Origin of the sequence: Lysobacter enzymogenes (genome assembly GCF_900106525.1) — a bacterium.
Lineage (GTDB): Bacteria > Pseudomonadota > Gammaproteobacteria > Xanthomonadales > Xanthomonadaceae > Lysobacter > Lysobacter enzymogenes.
Genome location: NZ_FNOG01000003.1, coordinates 239,155 through 254,244 on the forward strand (window position 1 = coordinate 239,155; position 15,090 = coordinate 254,244).

General features: G+C 70.9%; 15 protein-coding genes and 1 pseudogene. 15 read left to right on the top strand and 1 reads right to left on the bottom strand.

Translation table 11 applies throughout. The features are described from left to right. The first annotated feature begins 21 nt into the window (after window positions 1–21). The 13 genes from BLU84_RS08700 to BLU84_RS08755 all read left to right on the top strand — a co-directional run bounded on the left by BLU84_RS08700 (window position 22) and on the right by BLU84_RS08755 (window position 11,888). Window positions 22–441, top strand: a complete 420-nt coding sequence (locus tag BLU84_RS08700) for an MAPEG family protein (protein ID WP_074866502.1) — start codon at window positions 22–24, stop codon at window positions 439–441. 65 nt (window positions 442–506) lie between these two features. After that, complete coding sequence (locus BLU84_RS08705; protein ID WP_074866505.1) at window positions 507–779, top strand: FAD assembly factor SdhE; 273 nt, start codon at window positions 507–509, stop codon at window positions 777–779. A 70-nt stretch (window positions 780–849) separates the two neighbouring features. Continuing rightward, window positions 850–1,356: a hypothetical protein gene (locus tag BLU84_RS08710; protein WP_233431105.1), complete on the top strand. Its 507-nt coding sequence runs from the start codon at window positions 850–852 to the stop codon at window positions 1,354–1,356. A gap of 102 nt (window positions 1,357–1,458) precedes the next feature. Then, window positions 1,459–2,703, top strand: a complete 1,245-nt coding sequence (locus tag BLU84_RS08715; protein WP_074865311.1) for a lipoprotein-releasing ABC transporter permease subunit — start codon at window positions 1,459–1,461, stop codon at window positions 2,701–2,703. Window positions 2,704–2,782: 79 nt separating this feature from the next. Continuing rightward, a complete protein-coding gene (locus BLU84_RS08720; protein WP_074866511.1) occupies window positions 2,783–3,568 on the top strand; it encodes an ATP-binding cassette domain-containing protein in 786 nt (261 codons plus the stop codon). 307 nt (window positions 3,569–3,875) lie between these two features. Beyond that, window positions 3,876–6,281: a DNA internalization-related competence protein ComEC/Rec2 gene (locus tag BLU84_RS08725; protein WP_074865313.1), complete on the top strand. Its 2,406-nt coding sequence runs from the start codon at window positions 3,876–3,878 to the stop codon at window positions 6,279–6,281. Window positions 6,282–6,308: 27 nt separating this feature from the next. Beyond that, window positions 6,309–6,968, top strand: coding sequence for a MotA/TolQ/ExbB proton channel family protein (locus BLU84_RS08730; RefSeq protein WP_074865316.1), 660 nt, complete (start codon window positions 6,309–6,311; stop codon window positions 6,966–6,968). A 12-nt stretch (window positions 6,969–6,980) separates the two neighbouring features. Continuing rightward, on the top strand, window positions 6,981–7,454 hold the full coding sequence (locus BLU84_RS08735) for an ExbD/TolR family protein (protein WP_074865319.1): 474 nt from the start codon (window positions 6,981–6,983) through the stop codon (window positions 7,452–7,454). After that, window positions 7,451–9,205, top strand: a complete 1,755-nt coding sequence (gene msbA, locus BLU84_RS08740) for a lipid A export permease/ATP-binding protein MsbA (protein ID WP_074865322.1) — start codon at window positions 7,451–7,453, stop codon at window positions 9,203–9,205. The genes BLU84_RS08735 and msbA overlap by 4 nt, the downstream gene beginning before the upstream one ends. Continuing rightward, window positions 9,202–9,381 carry a hypothetical protein gene (locus tag BLU84_RS26285; protein WP_139174836.1) on the top strand — a complete coding sequence of 60 codons (180 nt, stop codon included), beginning with the start codon at window positions 9,202–9,204 and terminating at the stop codon, window positions 9,379–9,381. Before msbA ends, BLU84_RS26285 begins: the two co-directional genes overlap by 4 nt. Then, on the top strand, window positions 9,378–10,415 hold the full coding sequence (gene lpxK / locus BLU84_RS08745; protein ID WP_074865325.1) for a tetraacyldisaccharide 4'-kinase: 1,038 nt from the start codon (window positions 9,378–9,380) through the stop codon (window positions 10,413–10,415). Before BLU84_RS26285 ends, lpxK begins: the two co-directional genes overlap by 4 nt. 177 nt (window positions 10,416–10,592) lie before the next feature. Continuing rightward, window positions 10,593–11,408 (top strand): 3-deoxy-manno-octulosonate cytidylyltransferase, encoded by an 816-nt coding sequence (gene kdsB / locus BLU84_RS08750; protein ID WP_074865328.1) that lies wholly within the window; start codon window positions 10,593–10,595, stop codon window positions 11,406–11,408. A 3-nt stretch (window positions 11,409–11,411) separates the two neighbouring features. Beyond that, the gene (locus tag BLU84_RS08755) at window positions 11,412–11,888 is read left to right on the top strand and encodes a low molecular weight protein-tyrosine-phosphatase (RefSeq protein ID WP_074865331.1); all 477 of its coding nucleotides are present in this window, start codon (window positions 11,412–11,414) and stop codon (window positions 11,886–11,888) included. A 51-nt stretch (window positions 11,889–11,939) separates the two neighbouring features. On the opposite strand, the gene BLU84_RS28425 is transcribed toward BLU84_RS08755, so the two are convergent. Next, window positions 11,940–12,206: a DUF6053 domain-containing protein gene (locus BLU84_RS28425; protein WP_425479343.1), complete on the bottom strand. Its 267-nt coding sequence runs from the start codon at window positions 12,204–12,206 to the stop codon at window positions 11,940–11,942. Between the two features lie 162 nt (window positions 12,207–12,368). Here BLU84_RS28425 and uvrC point away from each other — a divergent pair. Further along, window positions 12,369–14,309 (top strand): annotated as a pseudogene (gene uvrC, locus BLU84_RS08760) (excinuclease ABC subunit UvrC); the annotation flags it as partial. A gap of 86 nt (window positions 14,310–14,395) precedes the next feature. Then, entirely contained in the window at window positions 14,396–14,968 is a 573-nt protein-coding gene (gene pgsA, locus BLU84_RS08765) for a CDP-diacylglycerol--glycerol-3-phosphate 3-phosphatidyltransferase (protein ID WP_074865335.1), read from the top strand. The last annotated feature ends 122 nt before the right edge of the window (window positions 14,969–15,090 follow it).

The window sequence follows — 15,090 nt, forward strand, 5'->3', positions numbered from 1 at the left end:
GCGCAGCATCCGATGGACACGATGGACACCAAAACGATCTTCCTGCCCGCGTTGGCGATGGCCGTGCTGACCTGCGTGGTGTGGCTGCGTCTGTTCTACGTGCGCATCGGCCAGATGAAGCGCGAGCGCATCCATCCGCAATCGGTGGCGACCTCCGCGCAAGCGGTGGCGAAGCTGACCGAGTCGCGGGCCGCGGACAATTTCCGCAACCTGTTCGAGTTGCCGGTGCTGTTCTACCTGGCCCTGGTGGTGATCGCGATCAACGGCCTGACCGACACCGCGACGCTGACCCTGGCCTGGCTGTTCGTCGCCCTGCGCGTCGCCCACAGCGCGATCCAGTGCAGCTACAACAAGGTCATGCACCGCTTCTATGCCTACGCGGCCGGCGGCGCGGTGCTGTGGCTGCTGTGGGCGCTCGTCGGCATCGGTCTGCTGGTGTAAGCGGGCTTGTTGGTACCGCCGGACATCGGCCGCCGGCGCGGATTTTGCGATTGCAGGAGATTTCGATGAGCGACCCCCCCCCCGCCGACGAGCGCGACGAACTCGAACTGCGCCGCCTGCGCTGGCGCTGCCGCCGCGGCATGCGCGAGCTCGACCAATTGTTCGGGCGTTATCTCGACCGCGCATGGCGGCAATCCTCCGACGAGGAGCGCGGGGTTTTCCTACGCCTGCTGGAAACCGAGGACGATAAGCTCTGGCACTGGTTCATGGGCCACGAGGCAGCGCAGGATGCGCGATTGCAGGAACTGGTGGAGAAGATCCGCAACCTCCCGGTCTGAGGCGGATGCGGCTGCGGGATCGCGGCCGGCTTCGGCATCGGGCCGCGCGCGCGAAAACGCGGGCGCGGCGATGCGCGCGATCGTGCGGTGCTGCGAGCGGCTTGCCGGATCGGTGGCGGCGAACCTCGACCGGATCGCCGGCGCTGCCGCGGTCGCCGAATCCTCGCCCGGCTGCGTCGATTGGCGCTCCTCGCGCCTGCTCGCCGCCGGCCTGCTCCTGATCGGCCTGCTCGGCGGCTGCGCCGTCGTCGCCAGCGAGTGCCCGCCGCGGCTGGCGTGGCCCGCGGCCGTGCTGGCGGCGGGGTGGGGCGCGCTGCTGGCCCGGCGCGAACTGCGCCGCCCGCCGCGCCGCTTGCGCCTGGCCGGCGCAAGCGCCTGGCTCGACGAGGCGCCGATCGCGCAGACCCGCCTGTACTGGCGCGGCCCGCTGATCCGGCTGGAATTCCGCGCCGCCGACGGCCGCCGCGGCCGCCTGCTGTGGTGGCCGGACAGCCTGGACGCCCACGGCCGGCGTGAACTCCGGCTGGCCGCCGCGGTCGCAACCGATGCGTGCGTACCGCGTTCGATGGCACCATGAGCGCGGATCAGGGATTCGGGATTCGGGATCGGGACGCGGCCAGATCGCCTCCCGCCCCGGGTTTCCACCCCATCCCCCGTCCCTAATCCCAATCCCGGTTACATGTTCAAACCCATATCAGTCGCCATCGGCCTGCGTTATCTGCGCGCCAAGCGCCGCAACGGCTTCATCTCCTTCATCTCGCTCGCCTCGATCGCCGGCATCGCCCTGGGCGTGACCGCGCTGATCACCACGCTGGCGGTGATGAGCGGTTTCCAGCGCGAGATCCGCGACCGCATGCTGCAGATGGCCGCGCACGCCACGGTCAGCGCCTACGGCGAGCCGTTGGCGGACTGGCGCCACGCGGTCGAGATGGCCACCGCCGACAAGCGCGTCGCCGGCGCCGCACCGTATGTCGAGAAGGAAGCGCTGCTCTCGGCCACGCGCCAGCAACCGGCGATCGTGCGCGGCGTCGATCCGGCGCTGGAAGGCCGGGTCTCGGTGCTGGCCGACAAGATGGTGCAGGGCAAGCTCGACTCGCTCGAGCCGGGCAGCTTCAACATCGTGCTCGGCAAGGAACTGGCGCTGTGGATGGGCGCCCAGGTCGGCGACAGCGTGGTGATGATGACCGCCGACGGCCGCAGCACGCCGATGGGGGCGATGCCGCAGCTCAAGCGCTTCACCGTCAGCGGCATCTTCGAAGCCGGCTACAACGAATACGACAAGGGCATGGCGGTCGCCAACATGCAGGACATGCAGCGGGTGCTGCGCATGGGCGACGGCGTCACCGGCGTGCGCCTGAAACTGCACGACATGGACCAGGCCTGGGACGTGGCGCGCGATCTGGCGGTCAACCTCGGCGGCCCGTACCGGGTCACCGACTGGAGCAGCGACAACGCCAACATGTTCCGCGCGCTCAAGATGGAGAAGACGGTGATGGCGATCCTGCTGTCGCTGATCATCGCCATGGGCGCGTTCAACCTGGTGTCCTCGCAGGTGATGCTGGTCACCGACAAGCAGGCCGACATCGCGATCCAGCGCACCCTCGGCCTCACGCCGATGAGCGTGATGCGCATCTTCGTGGTCCAGGGCACCTTGATCGGCATCATCGGCACCGTGCTCGGCGTGATCGGCGGCATCGTGCTGACCCTGAACCTGGAACACATCCTCAAGGCCATCGAGAGCGTGCTTGGCGTGCAGTTGCTGCCCGAGGACGTCTACTACATCACCGGCCTTCCGACCGACCTGCAAACCAGCGACGTGACCATCATCGCCTGCGTCGCCCTGGCCATGGCGTTCCTGGCCACCATCTATCCCGCCTGGCGCGCTGCGCGCACGGCCCCGGCCGAGGCGCTGCGTTATGAGTGACAAGCGCATCCAATCGGCCGGCGCGCCGAGCGCGGCCGCGACGGCCGACGACATCGTGTTGTCCTGCGAAGGGCTGGCGATGACCTATTCGGAAGGCAAGCTGCACACGCCGGTGTTCGACGGTCTGCAGCTGTCGGTGCGGCGCGGCGAGACAGTCGCGATCCTGGGCGCGTCCGGCGCCGGCAAGAGCACCTTGCTGCATCTGCTTGGCGGACTGGACAAGCCTACCGCCGGCGAGGTCTACGTCTGCGGCCATCGCATGAGCGCGCTGTCGGATCGCTCGCGCGGCATATTGCGCAATGAGTCGCTGGGCTTCGTCTATCAGTTCCACCATCTGCTGCCGGAGTTCACCGCGCTCGAGAACGTGATGCTGCCGATCCTGCTCAGCGGCCAGCCGCTGCGATTGCGCGACTGGTGGTTGAAGGGGCGCACCGGAGCCGTGGGAGTAGGGGCGGTCCTGCTCGGCATCCCGGGCCTGCTGTTCTACGACCTGCCGCGTTATTTGACGCGTTCGTACTCCGAGGTGGAAGCCGCGCGCGAGCGCGCGCTCAGCCTGCTCGAATCGGTCGGCCTGGGGCATCGCCTCAACCACAAGCCCGGCGAACTGTCCGGCGGCGAGCGCCAGCGCGCCGCGGTCGCGCGCGCCCTGGTCAACCGCCCGGCCTGCGTGCTCGGCGATGAACCCACCGGCAACCTCGACGAAAAAACCGCCGCGACCGTGTTCGAGCTGATGCTCGCGCTCAACCGCGACCAGGGCACGAGCCTGGTGATGGTGACCCACGATCGGCGCCTGGCGCGGCGGCTGGACCGGGTGATGGAGCTTCACGAAGGCCGGTTGCGCGAGTTGGCGGCGAGCGAGGTCTGATCCTCGCCCGCGCCAGCTGCGCGATCCGACTGTAGGAGCGGCGCAAGCCGCGACCACGACAATAGAACTACGACGAACCTTCCGGCGCCGGCGCTGACCGTCCGGCGTCGTCGTGCCTGGCCGTCTTGCAGAACGCCCGTCGCCGTTTTCCGACCCGTCGCCGCGCCGAGAGCCTACGCCGATCCCGGATTCCAGGCGATGCGCTCGTCTTTGCCGCATCGCTAAGGTTGTCCACGCCAACCAGCGCGATCCGCGACCTCGCGACCCTGATCGCAATGCAACTGCACCGCCGGCGAAGGAGAACGCCATGTTCGAAGCGGCAAGGACGCCGCCGTTCGGAAAACTCGTCGCGATTACTTTGCTCGCCGGCATCGGCGCCGCATTGGCAGCGCCGCGATTGTTTCCCTGGCAGGCAATGACGCTGCTGCTCTGGCTCGCCGCAGCCGGGTGGTGGCGGCTGCGGCGCGCCCGCGCACTGGCAGTATTCGCATTCGGCTTCGCCCTGGCGAGCCTGCATGCGGCGCACGCGCTGGCGCTGCAACTGCCGTCGGACTGGGAAAAGCGCGACGCGACCCTCAGCGGCCGCATCGTCGATCTGCCCACGCACGAAGCGCGCCGCAGCCAGTTCCGTTTCCGCGTCGACGACGACGCCTTGCAACCCGCGCCGCTGCGCGGACGCTTGTTGCGCCTGGCGTGGTACGACGACGCCTCGCAGCCGCGCGCCGCACTGAAAGCCGGCCAGCGCTGGCGCCTGCAAGCGCGCGTGCGAGCGCCGCGCGGGCTGCGCAACCCTGGCGGCCCGGACGCCGAGAAGTACGCGCTGGCGCAGCGGCTCAGCGCCAACGGTTATCTGCGCGATCCGCAGCTCAGCGCGCGTCTGCTCGCGCCGCCCACCGGGCTGGATGCGTGGCGCGAAGCGATGTGCGCGCGCATCGCCGCGGCGGTGCCGACGCCGGCCGCGCGCTTCGTGCGCGCGCTCGCGCTCGGCGACACGCGCGGCCTCGACGATGCCGACTGGGAGGTGCTGCGCGCCAACGGTTTGACCCACCTGATCGCGATTTCCGGTTTCCACGTCGGCCTCGCCGCAGGCTTCTTCGCCCTGTTCGCACGCGGCTTGTGGTGGTTGTTGCCAGCGCTCGGTCGGCGCGTGCCGGCGGTTGCGGCCGCGTCGGCGGCGGCGATGGCCGGCGGCCTGCTGTACGCCGCGGCGGCCGGTTTCGCCCTGCCGACGGTGCGCACGTGGTTGATGATCGCGGTGGTGGCGGGGTTGCGGCTGCTGCGGCGGCCGCAGCGCGGCGCCGATGCGCTGGCGCTGGCGGCGATCGCGGTGATGTTGGCCGATCCGCTGGCATTGCTCGGCGCGGGTTTCTGGCTGAGCTTCCTCGGCGTGGCCTGGCTGCTGTGGTGTCTGCCGGCGGCGGGCGAGGGCGGTTGGCGCGAACGCCTGGGCGGTTTCGTCTCGGCCCAGGGCGTGGCCAGCCTTGGATTGCTGCCGCTGTGCGCCGCGTTGTTTGGCCAGGCCTCGCTGGCCGGGCCGCTGGCCAACCTGATCGCGGTGCCGTGGTGGAGCCTGGTGGTGGTGCCGCTGGCCTTGATCGGCACCGGCCTGGAAACCGTGCACGCCGGTGTCGGCGCGTTCGCCTGGCGCTGGGCCGCGGCTTGTTTCGAACCCGGCTGGCCCTGGTTCCAGGCCCTGGCCCGCAGCGGCCTGGCGCTGTGGTGGCTGCCGGAGCCGCGCTGGTTCGCCTTGCCGCTGGCCCTGCTCGGCGCGTTCTGGCTGCTGTTGCCGCGCGGCACGCCCGGCAAGGCGCTGGCGCTGCTGCTATGGCTGCCGCTGCTGTGGCCGGACCGGCGCCTGCCCGTGCCGGGCGAGGCCGAACTGGTGGTGCTCGACGTCGGCCAGGGCCTGTCGGTGCTGGTGCGCACGGCCCATCACAGCTTGCTGTTCGACGCCGGCCCGGCGGTGCGCGACGGCTTCGACGCCGGCGAGCGCGCGGTGGTGCCGGCGCTGCATGCCTTGGGCGTGCGCCGGCTCGATGCGGCGGTCGCCAGCCACGGCGATCAGGACCACGCCGGCGGGCTGGCCGCAGTGTTGCGCGCGTTTCCCGCGCCGCTGCGGCTGGGGCCGCCCGATATCGCCGGCGAAGCCGTGCGCGGCTTGGATCTGAAGACTTGCGAGGCCGGCCGCGAATGGCGCTGGGACGGCGTGCGCCTGCGTTTTCTGCATCCGCCCCGACACTTTCCCTATCTGCGCAACGAGTCCAGCTGCGTACTGCGCATCGACAGCGAGCACGGCAGCGCGCTGCTGACCGGCGACATCGGCGAGGTGGTCGAGCGCGATCTGGTCCGGCGCGCGGCGCAAACGCCGGCCGAGACGGTGCGCGCCGACGTGGTCCTGGTCGCTCACCACGGCAGCGCCGAATCGTCCGATCCGGCCTTCGTGCGCGCCGTCGGCGCCCGCTACGCCCTGGTCTCCAGCGGCTACGGCAACCGTTTCGGCCATCCGCGCGCGGACGTGGTCGAGCGCTGGCGCGGGGCCGGCGCGGAGGTCGCCGACACCGCTGCCGGCGGCGCCCTGCGGATCGGCTTGCGCGCGCCGGCGGACGCAGCCGCCCGCAACGCGGGCCTGCGTCTGGAAACGCGACGCCAGGCACACCCAAGGCTGTGGGACGCGAGCCGGCGCGCGCCTGGGCTATCCTATCGGCCGGATTGAAGTCGGCCACGGGCCGGGGGTTCGCGAGTGCTGGAACTGGTGAAGGCCGGCGGTTGGCCGATGATTCCGTTGTTGATCCTGTCGGCCGTGGCCCTGGCGATCATCATCGAGCGGCTGTGGACCCTGCGCCGGCGTGCGGTGCTGCCGCCGAACCTGGGCCAGGAAGTGCGCGCCTGGGCCGCCGGCGGCAAGCTCGATCCGGCCCACATTGAGTCGCTGCGCGCGACCGCGCCGCTGGGCGCGCTGCTGGCCGCCGCGCTCGACGTGCGCGGCCGTCCGCGCGAGGAAATCCGCGAGCGCATCGAAGACGTGGGCCGGCATCTGGTCCACCGCATGGAGCGCTACCTGAACACGCTCGGCACCATCGCCGCCGCCGGTCCGCTGCTGGGCCTGTTCGGCACCGTGGTCGGCATGATCCAGATGTTCCTGGTCATCAACGACCACGGCATCGGCGACGTCAACCAGCTCGCCGGCGGCATCGGCAAGGCGCTGGTGTGCACCGCCACCGGCATGATCGTGGCGATCCCGGCGCTGATGGCGCACCGCTGGTTCCGCGGCCGCATCTCCGAATACATCGTGGCGATGGAGCACGAGGCCATCGCTCTGGTCGACGTGCTGCAGCAGCATCCCGGCGAAGGCCGCGCCAGCGAGCCGCGTCCGGTGCGCCTGGCCGGCGGCCAGGGCTGAGGCGCCGCCCGCATGCGCATTCGCGACCACCGCGCCGACGACGAGCCGGAGATCAACCTGGTCCCGCTGATCGACGTGATCCTGGTGCTGATCATCTTCTTCGTGGTCACCGCCACCTTCGACGCGCGCTCGGTGCTCAAGCTCGAGCTGCCGCGCGCCACCGGCGAGCCGTCCGGCGACGCCAGCCAGGCGCTGGTGGTGCTGGTCAACGCCGAGGGCCGCTATTTCGTCGGCGACCGCGAGGTGCTGCGCGACGATCTGGAATCGCTCAAGACCACCATCGCCGAAGTCGCCGGCGACAACCGCGACCGCACCGTGATGCTGCGCGCCGACGCGCGCACGCCGTACCAGGCCGTGGTCACCGTCTACGATGCGCTCGGCCAGCTCGGCTTTCGCAAGATCATGAGCGCGACCGCGCCGCCGGCGCCGTCCGCAGCGGCAGCCAAGCCCGCTGCCGGCGCGACGCCCTCGGGAGCGACGCGGTGACGGCAGATCCGAACGCTTCGCCGTGGCAGACCTATCGCCGGCTGCTGCGCTTCGCGCTGCCTTACCGCAACCTGCTGTGGCTGGCGGGGATCGGCATGCTGATCGAAGCCGTCGCCGGCGCGGGCTTCACCAAGTTGATGGATCCGATCATCAACCAGACATTCATCGCCAAGAACAGCTCGGTGGCGGTGTGGTTGCCGGCGGCGATCGTCGGCCTGTTCGTGCTGCGCGGCATCGCCGGCTATGTCACCGACTACTACATGGCCAAGTCCGGCCGCGGCGTCGCCCGCGACCTGCGCGTGCAGGTGCTGGGCAAGTACCTGCGCCTGCCGGGCTCGCGCTTCGATACCGAGCCGGTGCCGTCGATGCTGGTGCGGCTGGGCTCCGACAGCGATCAAGTCGCACAGGCCTCGGTCGATGCGATGAAGGTGATGGTGCAGCAGTCGACCCAGGCGCTGGCGTTGCTGGGCGTGATGCTGTGGACCAGCTGGCAGGTCACCGTCGCGGTGTTCCTGATGGCGCCGCCGCTGGCGTGGGTCATGGACAAGGTCGGCCGCCGCTATCGCCGCATCAGCCACCGCATCCAGGAGAGCGGGGCGCAGTTGCTGCTGGCCGCCGATCAGGCCTTGTCGAACCAGCAGGAAGTGAAGGTCTACGGCGCGCAGAAGTCCGAGCTCGACCGTTACGGCGCGATCGCCGATCACTACCTCAAGCTCAGCCTCAAGGTCGAATCCACCCGCTCGATCGCCTCGGGCATGGTCCAGCTGATGGGCTCGGTCGGCCTGGCGCTGCTGCTGTTCGTGGCCGGGCGCGAGGCCTTCGCCGGGCGCCTGGACGCCGGCGGCTTCGTGACGCTGATGGTGTCGATGATGGCGATCATCCCCAACCTGCGCCAGCTCACCAACGTGCAGAACATGCTCCAGCGCGGCGTGGCCTCGGCTGAGCGCCTGTTCGAGGTGCTCGACGCCGCCGAGGAGCCCGACAGCGGCGACCGCGCGCTCGCGCGCAGCCGCGGGCTGATCGAATTCCGCGACGTCACCGCGCGCTATCCGGGCCAGGAGCGTCCGGCGCTGAGCGAGATCAGCTTCGTCGCCCGGCCGGGCACGGTCACCGCCATCGTCGGCCGCTCCGGCAGCGGCAAGTCGAGCCTGATCAAGCTGATCCCGCGTTTCTACGATCCCGAGGCCGGGCAGATCCTGCTCGACGGCCACGACCTCACCGACTACAAGCTCGCCGACCTGCGCCGCCAGATCGCCCTGGTCGGCCAGCAGGTGATGCTGTTCGATGGCACCATCGCGGCCAACGTGGCCTACGGCGAGATGCAGGACGTCGATGCGGCCACGCTCGCGCGCGCGATCCAGGGCGCCAACGCCGCCGAATTCGTCGACAAGCTGCCCGACGGCTTGAACGCGGCGATCGGCGCCAAGGGCGGCAAGCTCTCCGGCGGCCAGCGCCAGCGCCTGGCGATCGCCCGCGCGATGCTCAAGGACGCGCCGATCCTGATCCTCGACGAGGCTACCGCCGCGCTCGACACCGAGTCCGAGCGGCTGGTGCAGGACGCGCTGGAGCGGTTGATGCCCGACCGCACCACCTTGGTCATCGCCCATCGCTTGTCGACGATCGAGCACGCCGACCAGGTGCTGGTGATGGACCAGGGACGCATCGTCGAACGCGGCTCGCACAGCGAACTGCTCGCCCACGGCGGCCTGTACGCGCACCTGCACCGCATGCAGTTCCGCGAGGCCGAATGAACGCGGTGGCCATTGGCGCGATCAAGCGCGCGAGTTCGGATGCTGCGTGTGTGGCGATGGCTCGTGCCGCCGCCGACGATGTCGCGAATCGGTCCGCACGCGCCGCGATGAGCGCCGTTGCGGCGCATCGCCGCGCATCCGCGCTGCATATCGCGACCCGGAGCGCGCAGCGATGAGCGCCGAACGCCGCGGCGGCCCGCCGGCCTACTGGTACGACGACAGCGCGGTGCCGGCGCACGCGCGCCTGCTCGCCGGCCTGTACGCCGCGATCACCGGCCTGCGCCGCAGCCTCTACCGCCGCGGGCTCAAGCGCCGCCGCCATCCCGGCGTGCCGGTGCTGGTGGTCGGCAACATCACCGCCGGCGGCGCCGGCAAGACGCCGCTGACCATCGCCCTGGTCCAGCGTCTGAAACAGGAAGGCTGGAACCCCGGCGTGGCCACCCGCGGCTACGGCCGCGACGACGCGGCCACGCCGCTGTGGGTCGAACGCAACACCGATCCGCGCAGCGGCGGCGACGAGCCGGTGCTGATCGCGCGCCGCACCGGCGTCAAGGTCCGCGCCGACCGCGACCGCGCCAGCGCCGCGCGCGCGCTGGCCGAGGCCGGCTGCGACCTGGTGATCTGCGACGACGGCCTGCAGCACTACCGGCTGGCGCGCGACATCGAGATCGAAGTGGTCGACGGCCGTCGCCGCTACGGCAACGGCCAGTTGCTGCCCGCCGGCCCCTTGCGCGAGCCGCCCGAGCGCGGCGCGCAGTGCGACTTCCGCGTGGTCAATCTGCCCCAGCCCGCCGCCGGCGAAGCGCCGCTCGGCGCCGGCTTCGGCGAATGGCCGATGCGCTTGATCGCCGACCAGGCCCAGCCGCTGCTCGGCGCACGCCCGCTGCGGCTCGACGGCTTCGCCGGCAAGCGTGTGCACGCGGTCGCCGGCATCGGCGACCCGGAGCGCTACTTCGCCATGTTGCGCGGCGTCGGCATCGCCGTCGTCCCGCACGCCTTTCCCGATCACCACCGCTACGCCGCCGCCGATTTCGCCTTCGGCAGCAAACTGCCGGTGCTGATGACCGAGAAGGACGCGGTCAAGATCCCGCTGGACGGGCAGGGCGGCTTCGATCCGGAGTCGTACTACAGCGTGCCGGTGCGGGCGGAGTTGCCGGAAGCGTTCTGGGTGTCGCTGCTGGACAAGCTACAGGCGTTCAAGCGCAAGTGACGCCGCAGTCGGCTTTGCGCGGTCGCAGCTTGCGCAGCTCCTACAGGTAGCCCATGTAGGAGCTGCGCAAGCTGCGACCGCGACACTACGCCAACCGCGCCACCCGCTCCCGCGCCGCGCAACCCTCACGCCGCATTCGCGATACTCGCACCACGCCTCACCGCTCCGGAGCCGAACATGAGCCAGGACTTCGTCGTCGCCATCCCCGCCCGCTACGCCGCCTCGCGCCTGCCGGGCAAGCCGCTGCGCGAGCTCGCCGGCGAACCGCTGGTGTTGCACGTCGCCCGCCGCGCGCTCGCCGCCGGCGCGCGCGAGGTGTGGATCGCCACCGACGACCAGCGCATCGCCGATGCGCTCAAGGACAGCGGCGTGCAAGTGGCGATGACCTCGCCCGACCACGCCTCCGGCACCGACCGCCTGGCCGAATGCGCCGACCTCGCCGGCTGGCGCGACGACGAGGTGGTGGTCAACCTGCAAGGCGACGAACCCTTCGCGCCGGCCGCCGGCATCGTCGCCGTCGCGCAGACGCTGCGCGACAGCGGCGCCGAGATGTCGACCCTGGCGGTGACGGTGACCGAGGTCGAAACCCTGTTCGATCCCAATGCGGTCAAGCTGGTGCGCGCGGCCAACGGCGACGCTCTGTACTTCAGCCGCGCGCCGATCCCGTGGCCGCGCGACGCCTTCGCCAAGGACCGCGAGCGCATGCCCGGCGGCGGCGAATGGCTGCGCCACATCGGCATCTACGGCTACCGCGCCGGCTTCCTGCGCAAGTTCGCCAAGATGCGCCCGGGCCGGCTGGAGCAGATCGAGTCGCTGGAACAACTGCGCGCGCTGGAAGCCGGCTACCGCATCGCGGTCGGGATCAGTCCTGAGGCGTTCCCGCCGGGCGTCGACACGCCCGAAGACCTGGCCCGCGCCGAAGCCTTTCTGGCCGCGCAGGGCGCGGCGGGCGAGGGTGCGGCCAACCAGGATCCGGCCGGTCAGGGCAGGTAAGCCATGCGTCTGCTGGTGGTGTGCCTGGGCAATATCTGCCGCTCGCCGGTGGCCGAGGGCGTGCTGCGCGCGCGCATCGAGGCTTCGTCGTTGCGCGGCCTGATCGAACTGGATTCGGCCGGCACCGGCGACTGGCACGTCGGCGAGCCGCCGGACCGGCGTTCGATCGCCAACGCCGCGCAGCACGGCGTCGACATCGCCGGCCTGCGCGCGCGCCAGCTGGCCGCCGCCGACTACCGCGAATGCGACTGGCTGCTGTGCGCCGACCGCGCCAACCTGCGCGACGTGCGCGCCCGCGCGCCCAAAGACGCGACCGCGCAGAGCGCGCTGCTGCTGGATTGGTGCGGCACCGTCGCCGACGGCGAGGTGCCCGATCCCTACACCGGCGGCGCAGCCCAGTTCGAACATGTCTTCCAACTGCTCGACCGCGCGGCCGACGGCGCCATCGCGCGCCTGCGGCGCGAGTTGCAGCAGCGCTGAGCCGGCATCGGGCCTGGGTCCGACGCCTCCGAGGCTTTTGTGGGAGGGCCTTCAGGCCCGACGCTTTTCGGCCGGCTCGCCGCGGCCGATCGAACAGCGTCGGGGCTGAAGCCCCTCCCACAAGAGCCGCCACCGCGGCGGCCACGGTCGCGAGACAACCTTCGAATCCAGCGCCTGCAGCGCTTTTGTGGGAGGGCCTTCAGGCCCGACGCTTTTCGGCCAGTTCGCCGCGACCGCTCGAACCGCACCGCCCACGACGCCTTGCGATGCCGGCGCATTCAGCCGCGCATCCCATCGCCGCCCCTTGCGCTCGCGCATAATCGACCCAATTCAGTTCCCGCCCCGATTCGCCGGCCCTCGTGCCGGCCGCCAGCCGCCGCCGATGCTTCCACCCGCGACGCCCGCCATCGTTTCCGCCATTTCCAGCCGCGCCTGCGCGGCCGCGTCGTGCTGCGCCCGCACCCCGCGGAGCGCGCGCGCATGAGCGAGGAAGCGCCCGTTCCGGCCAAGCCGGCGCCGTTCGACGGCAAGGCCTTCGTCAAGCAACTGAGCACCGCGCCCGGCGTCTACCGCATGCTCGGCGCCGATGACAAGGCGCTTTACGTCGGCAAGGCCGGCGCGCTCAAGAACCGCGTCTCCAGCTACTTCAACGCCACGCCCAAGTCGGCGCGGATCATGTCGATGCTGGCCCAGACCGTGCGCATGGAAGTCACGGTGACCCGCACCGAGGCCGAAGCGCTGATCCTGGAAAACCAGCTGATCAAGTCGCTCAAGCCGCGCTACAACGTGCTGCTGCGCGACGACAAGAGCTATCCCTACGTGCTGATGACCAGCGAGGCGTGGCCGCGCATCGCCATGCACCGCGGCCCGCGGGCGGTGGCCGGGCGCTATTTCGGCCCCTACGCCAGCGTCGGTGCGGTGCGCGACACGCTCAACCTGATGCACAAGCTGTTCCGCCTGCGCAGTTGCGAGGACAGCGTGTTCCGCAATCGCTCGCGGCCGTGCCTGCAGCACCAGATCGGCCGCTGCAGCGCGCCTTGCGTCGGCCTGGTGCCGGCGCGCGATTATTCCGAAAGCGTGCGCCGCGCCGGCCTGTTCCTGGAAGGCCGCAGCGACGAGCTCACCGACGAACTCGGCCGCGACATGGAAGCGGCCAGCTCGCGCCTGGATTTCGAGGACGCCGCGCGCCTGCGCGACCTCATCGCCGGCATCCGCAGCCTGCAGGCGCGCCAGTACGTCGACGGCCGCGCCGCCGACCTGGACGTGCTGGCGCTGGCGATGTCCGGCGCGGCCGCGTGCGTGCTGCTGCTGGCCTTCCGCGACGGCCGCAACCTCGGCACCCGCGCGTTCTTCCCGCAGACCCGCGGCAGCGACAACCCCGAGGAAGTGCTGACCGCCTTCATCTCGCAGTACTACGGCGAACAGACCCCGCCGGGCGAGATCGTGCTCGACCGCGATCTGCCCGACCGCGAACTGTTCGAGCAGGCCTTCTCCGCCGCCGGCGAGCGTCGCGTGCAGATCAAGACCAGCGTGCGCGGCGAACGCGCCGGCTATCTCGACCTGGCCCGGCGCAACGCCGAGATGGCGCTGGCCACCGAGATGACCAGCCACGCCGCCCAGCTGGCCCGCGCCGAAGCGCTGCGCGACCTGCTGAAGATGCCGGCGCTGCCGCAACGGATCGAATGCTTCGACATCAGCCACACCATGGGCGAGGCCACCGTCGCCTCGTGCGTGGTGTTCGACGCGCAGGGCCCGGTGCGCAGCCAGTACCGCCGCTACAACATCGCCGGCATCACCGAAGGCGACGACTACGCGGCGATGAACCAGGCCATCGCCCGGCGCTTCCGCCGCGCGGTGGAGGGTGAGGCGGCGCGTTTGCGAACCACTGGTTCGCGCGCCGACGAACGCCCGAGCGCGGAGCGCGAGGGCCGGTCAGACGGGGTCATGCCCGACGTGCTGCTGATCGACGGCGGCGCCGGCCAGGTCGCGCAGGCGCGCGCGGCGCTGGACGAGTTGGGCGTGGATGGGGTGATCCTGGTCGGCGTGGCCAAGGGCCCGGCGCGGCGCCCCGGCGACGAGGAACTGCTGCTGCCCGACGGGCGCGCCGTCCACCCTGGCGCCGAGTCGCCGGCGCTGCAACTGGTCCAGCAGGTCCGCGACGAGGCGCACCGTTTCGCCATCACCGGCCATCGCGGACGTCGGCAGAAGACCCGCAACAGCAGTAGGCTGGAAGACATTCCCGGCATCGGGCCGCGCCGACGCGCTAATCTGTTGCGGCATTTCGGCGGCCTGGGCGGGCTCAAGGCGGCCGGAATCGAAGAGATTTCCCGAGTCGAGGGCGTCAACGAAGCCTTGGCCGAGCGCATCTACGCCGCCCTGCACGGGCTGGACGCGCCGGACGAGGCCGCCGCCCCGGGCCCGGCAACGCCGGCGGCCGCCCCCAAGGCGGTCAAGGGCGGCAAGCAGCGCACGGCCGCCGGGCCGGCGGAACCCAAGCGGAGCGAAGGATGAAGTTGACCATACCCACCATGCTGACTCTGGCCCGGATCGTCCTGATCCCGGTGCTGGTGGTGGTGTTCTTCCTCGATTACCCGTGGACCAATTTCGCGGCCGCGTTCATCTTCGCCTTCGCCTCGGTCACCGACTGGCTCGACGGCTGGATCGCCCGCCGCTACAACCAGTATTCGGCCTTCGGCGCCTTCCTCGACCCGGTCGCCGACAAGCTCATGGTCGCCGTGGCCCTGCTGCTGATCGTGCAAAAGCACCCGACCGTGTGGATGACGCTGTGGGCCGCGGTCATCGTCGGCCGCGAGATCGCGGTGTCGGCGCTGCGCGAATGGATGGCCGAGCTCGGCCAGCGCGCCGCGGTCAAGGTCGCCGCGATCGGCAAGATCAAGACCATCGTGCAGATGGTCGCGCTGGTGTGCCTGCTGTACCAGGAGCGCTTCCTCGGCCTGCCGGTGTTCCAGATCGGCGAATGGCTGCTGGCCGCCGCGGCGCTGCTGACGCTGTGGTCGGGCCTGGCCTATCTGCGTGCGGCCTGGCCGATCATGCGCGCCGACAACGGCGGGCCGCGCTGAGCGCGGCCGGGCCGATGAATCCGCGCACCGCGCGGCATCGGGCCGGCAGGGCGGGGAAACCGCCGCCGTCGCGGGCGCCGGGGCGCATTAAGGAAACAGTTGACAGTTTTCTTTCGATGCCT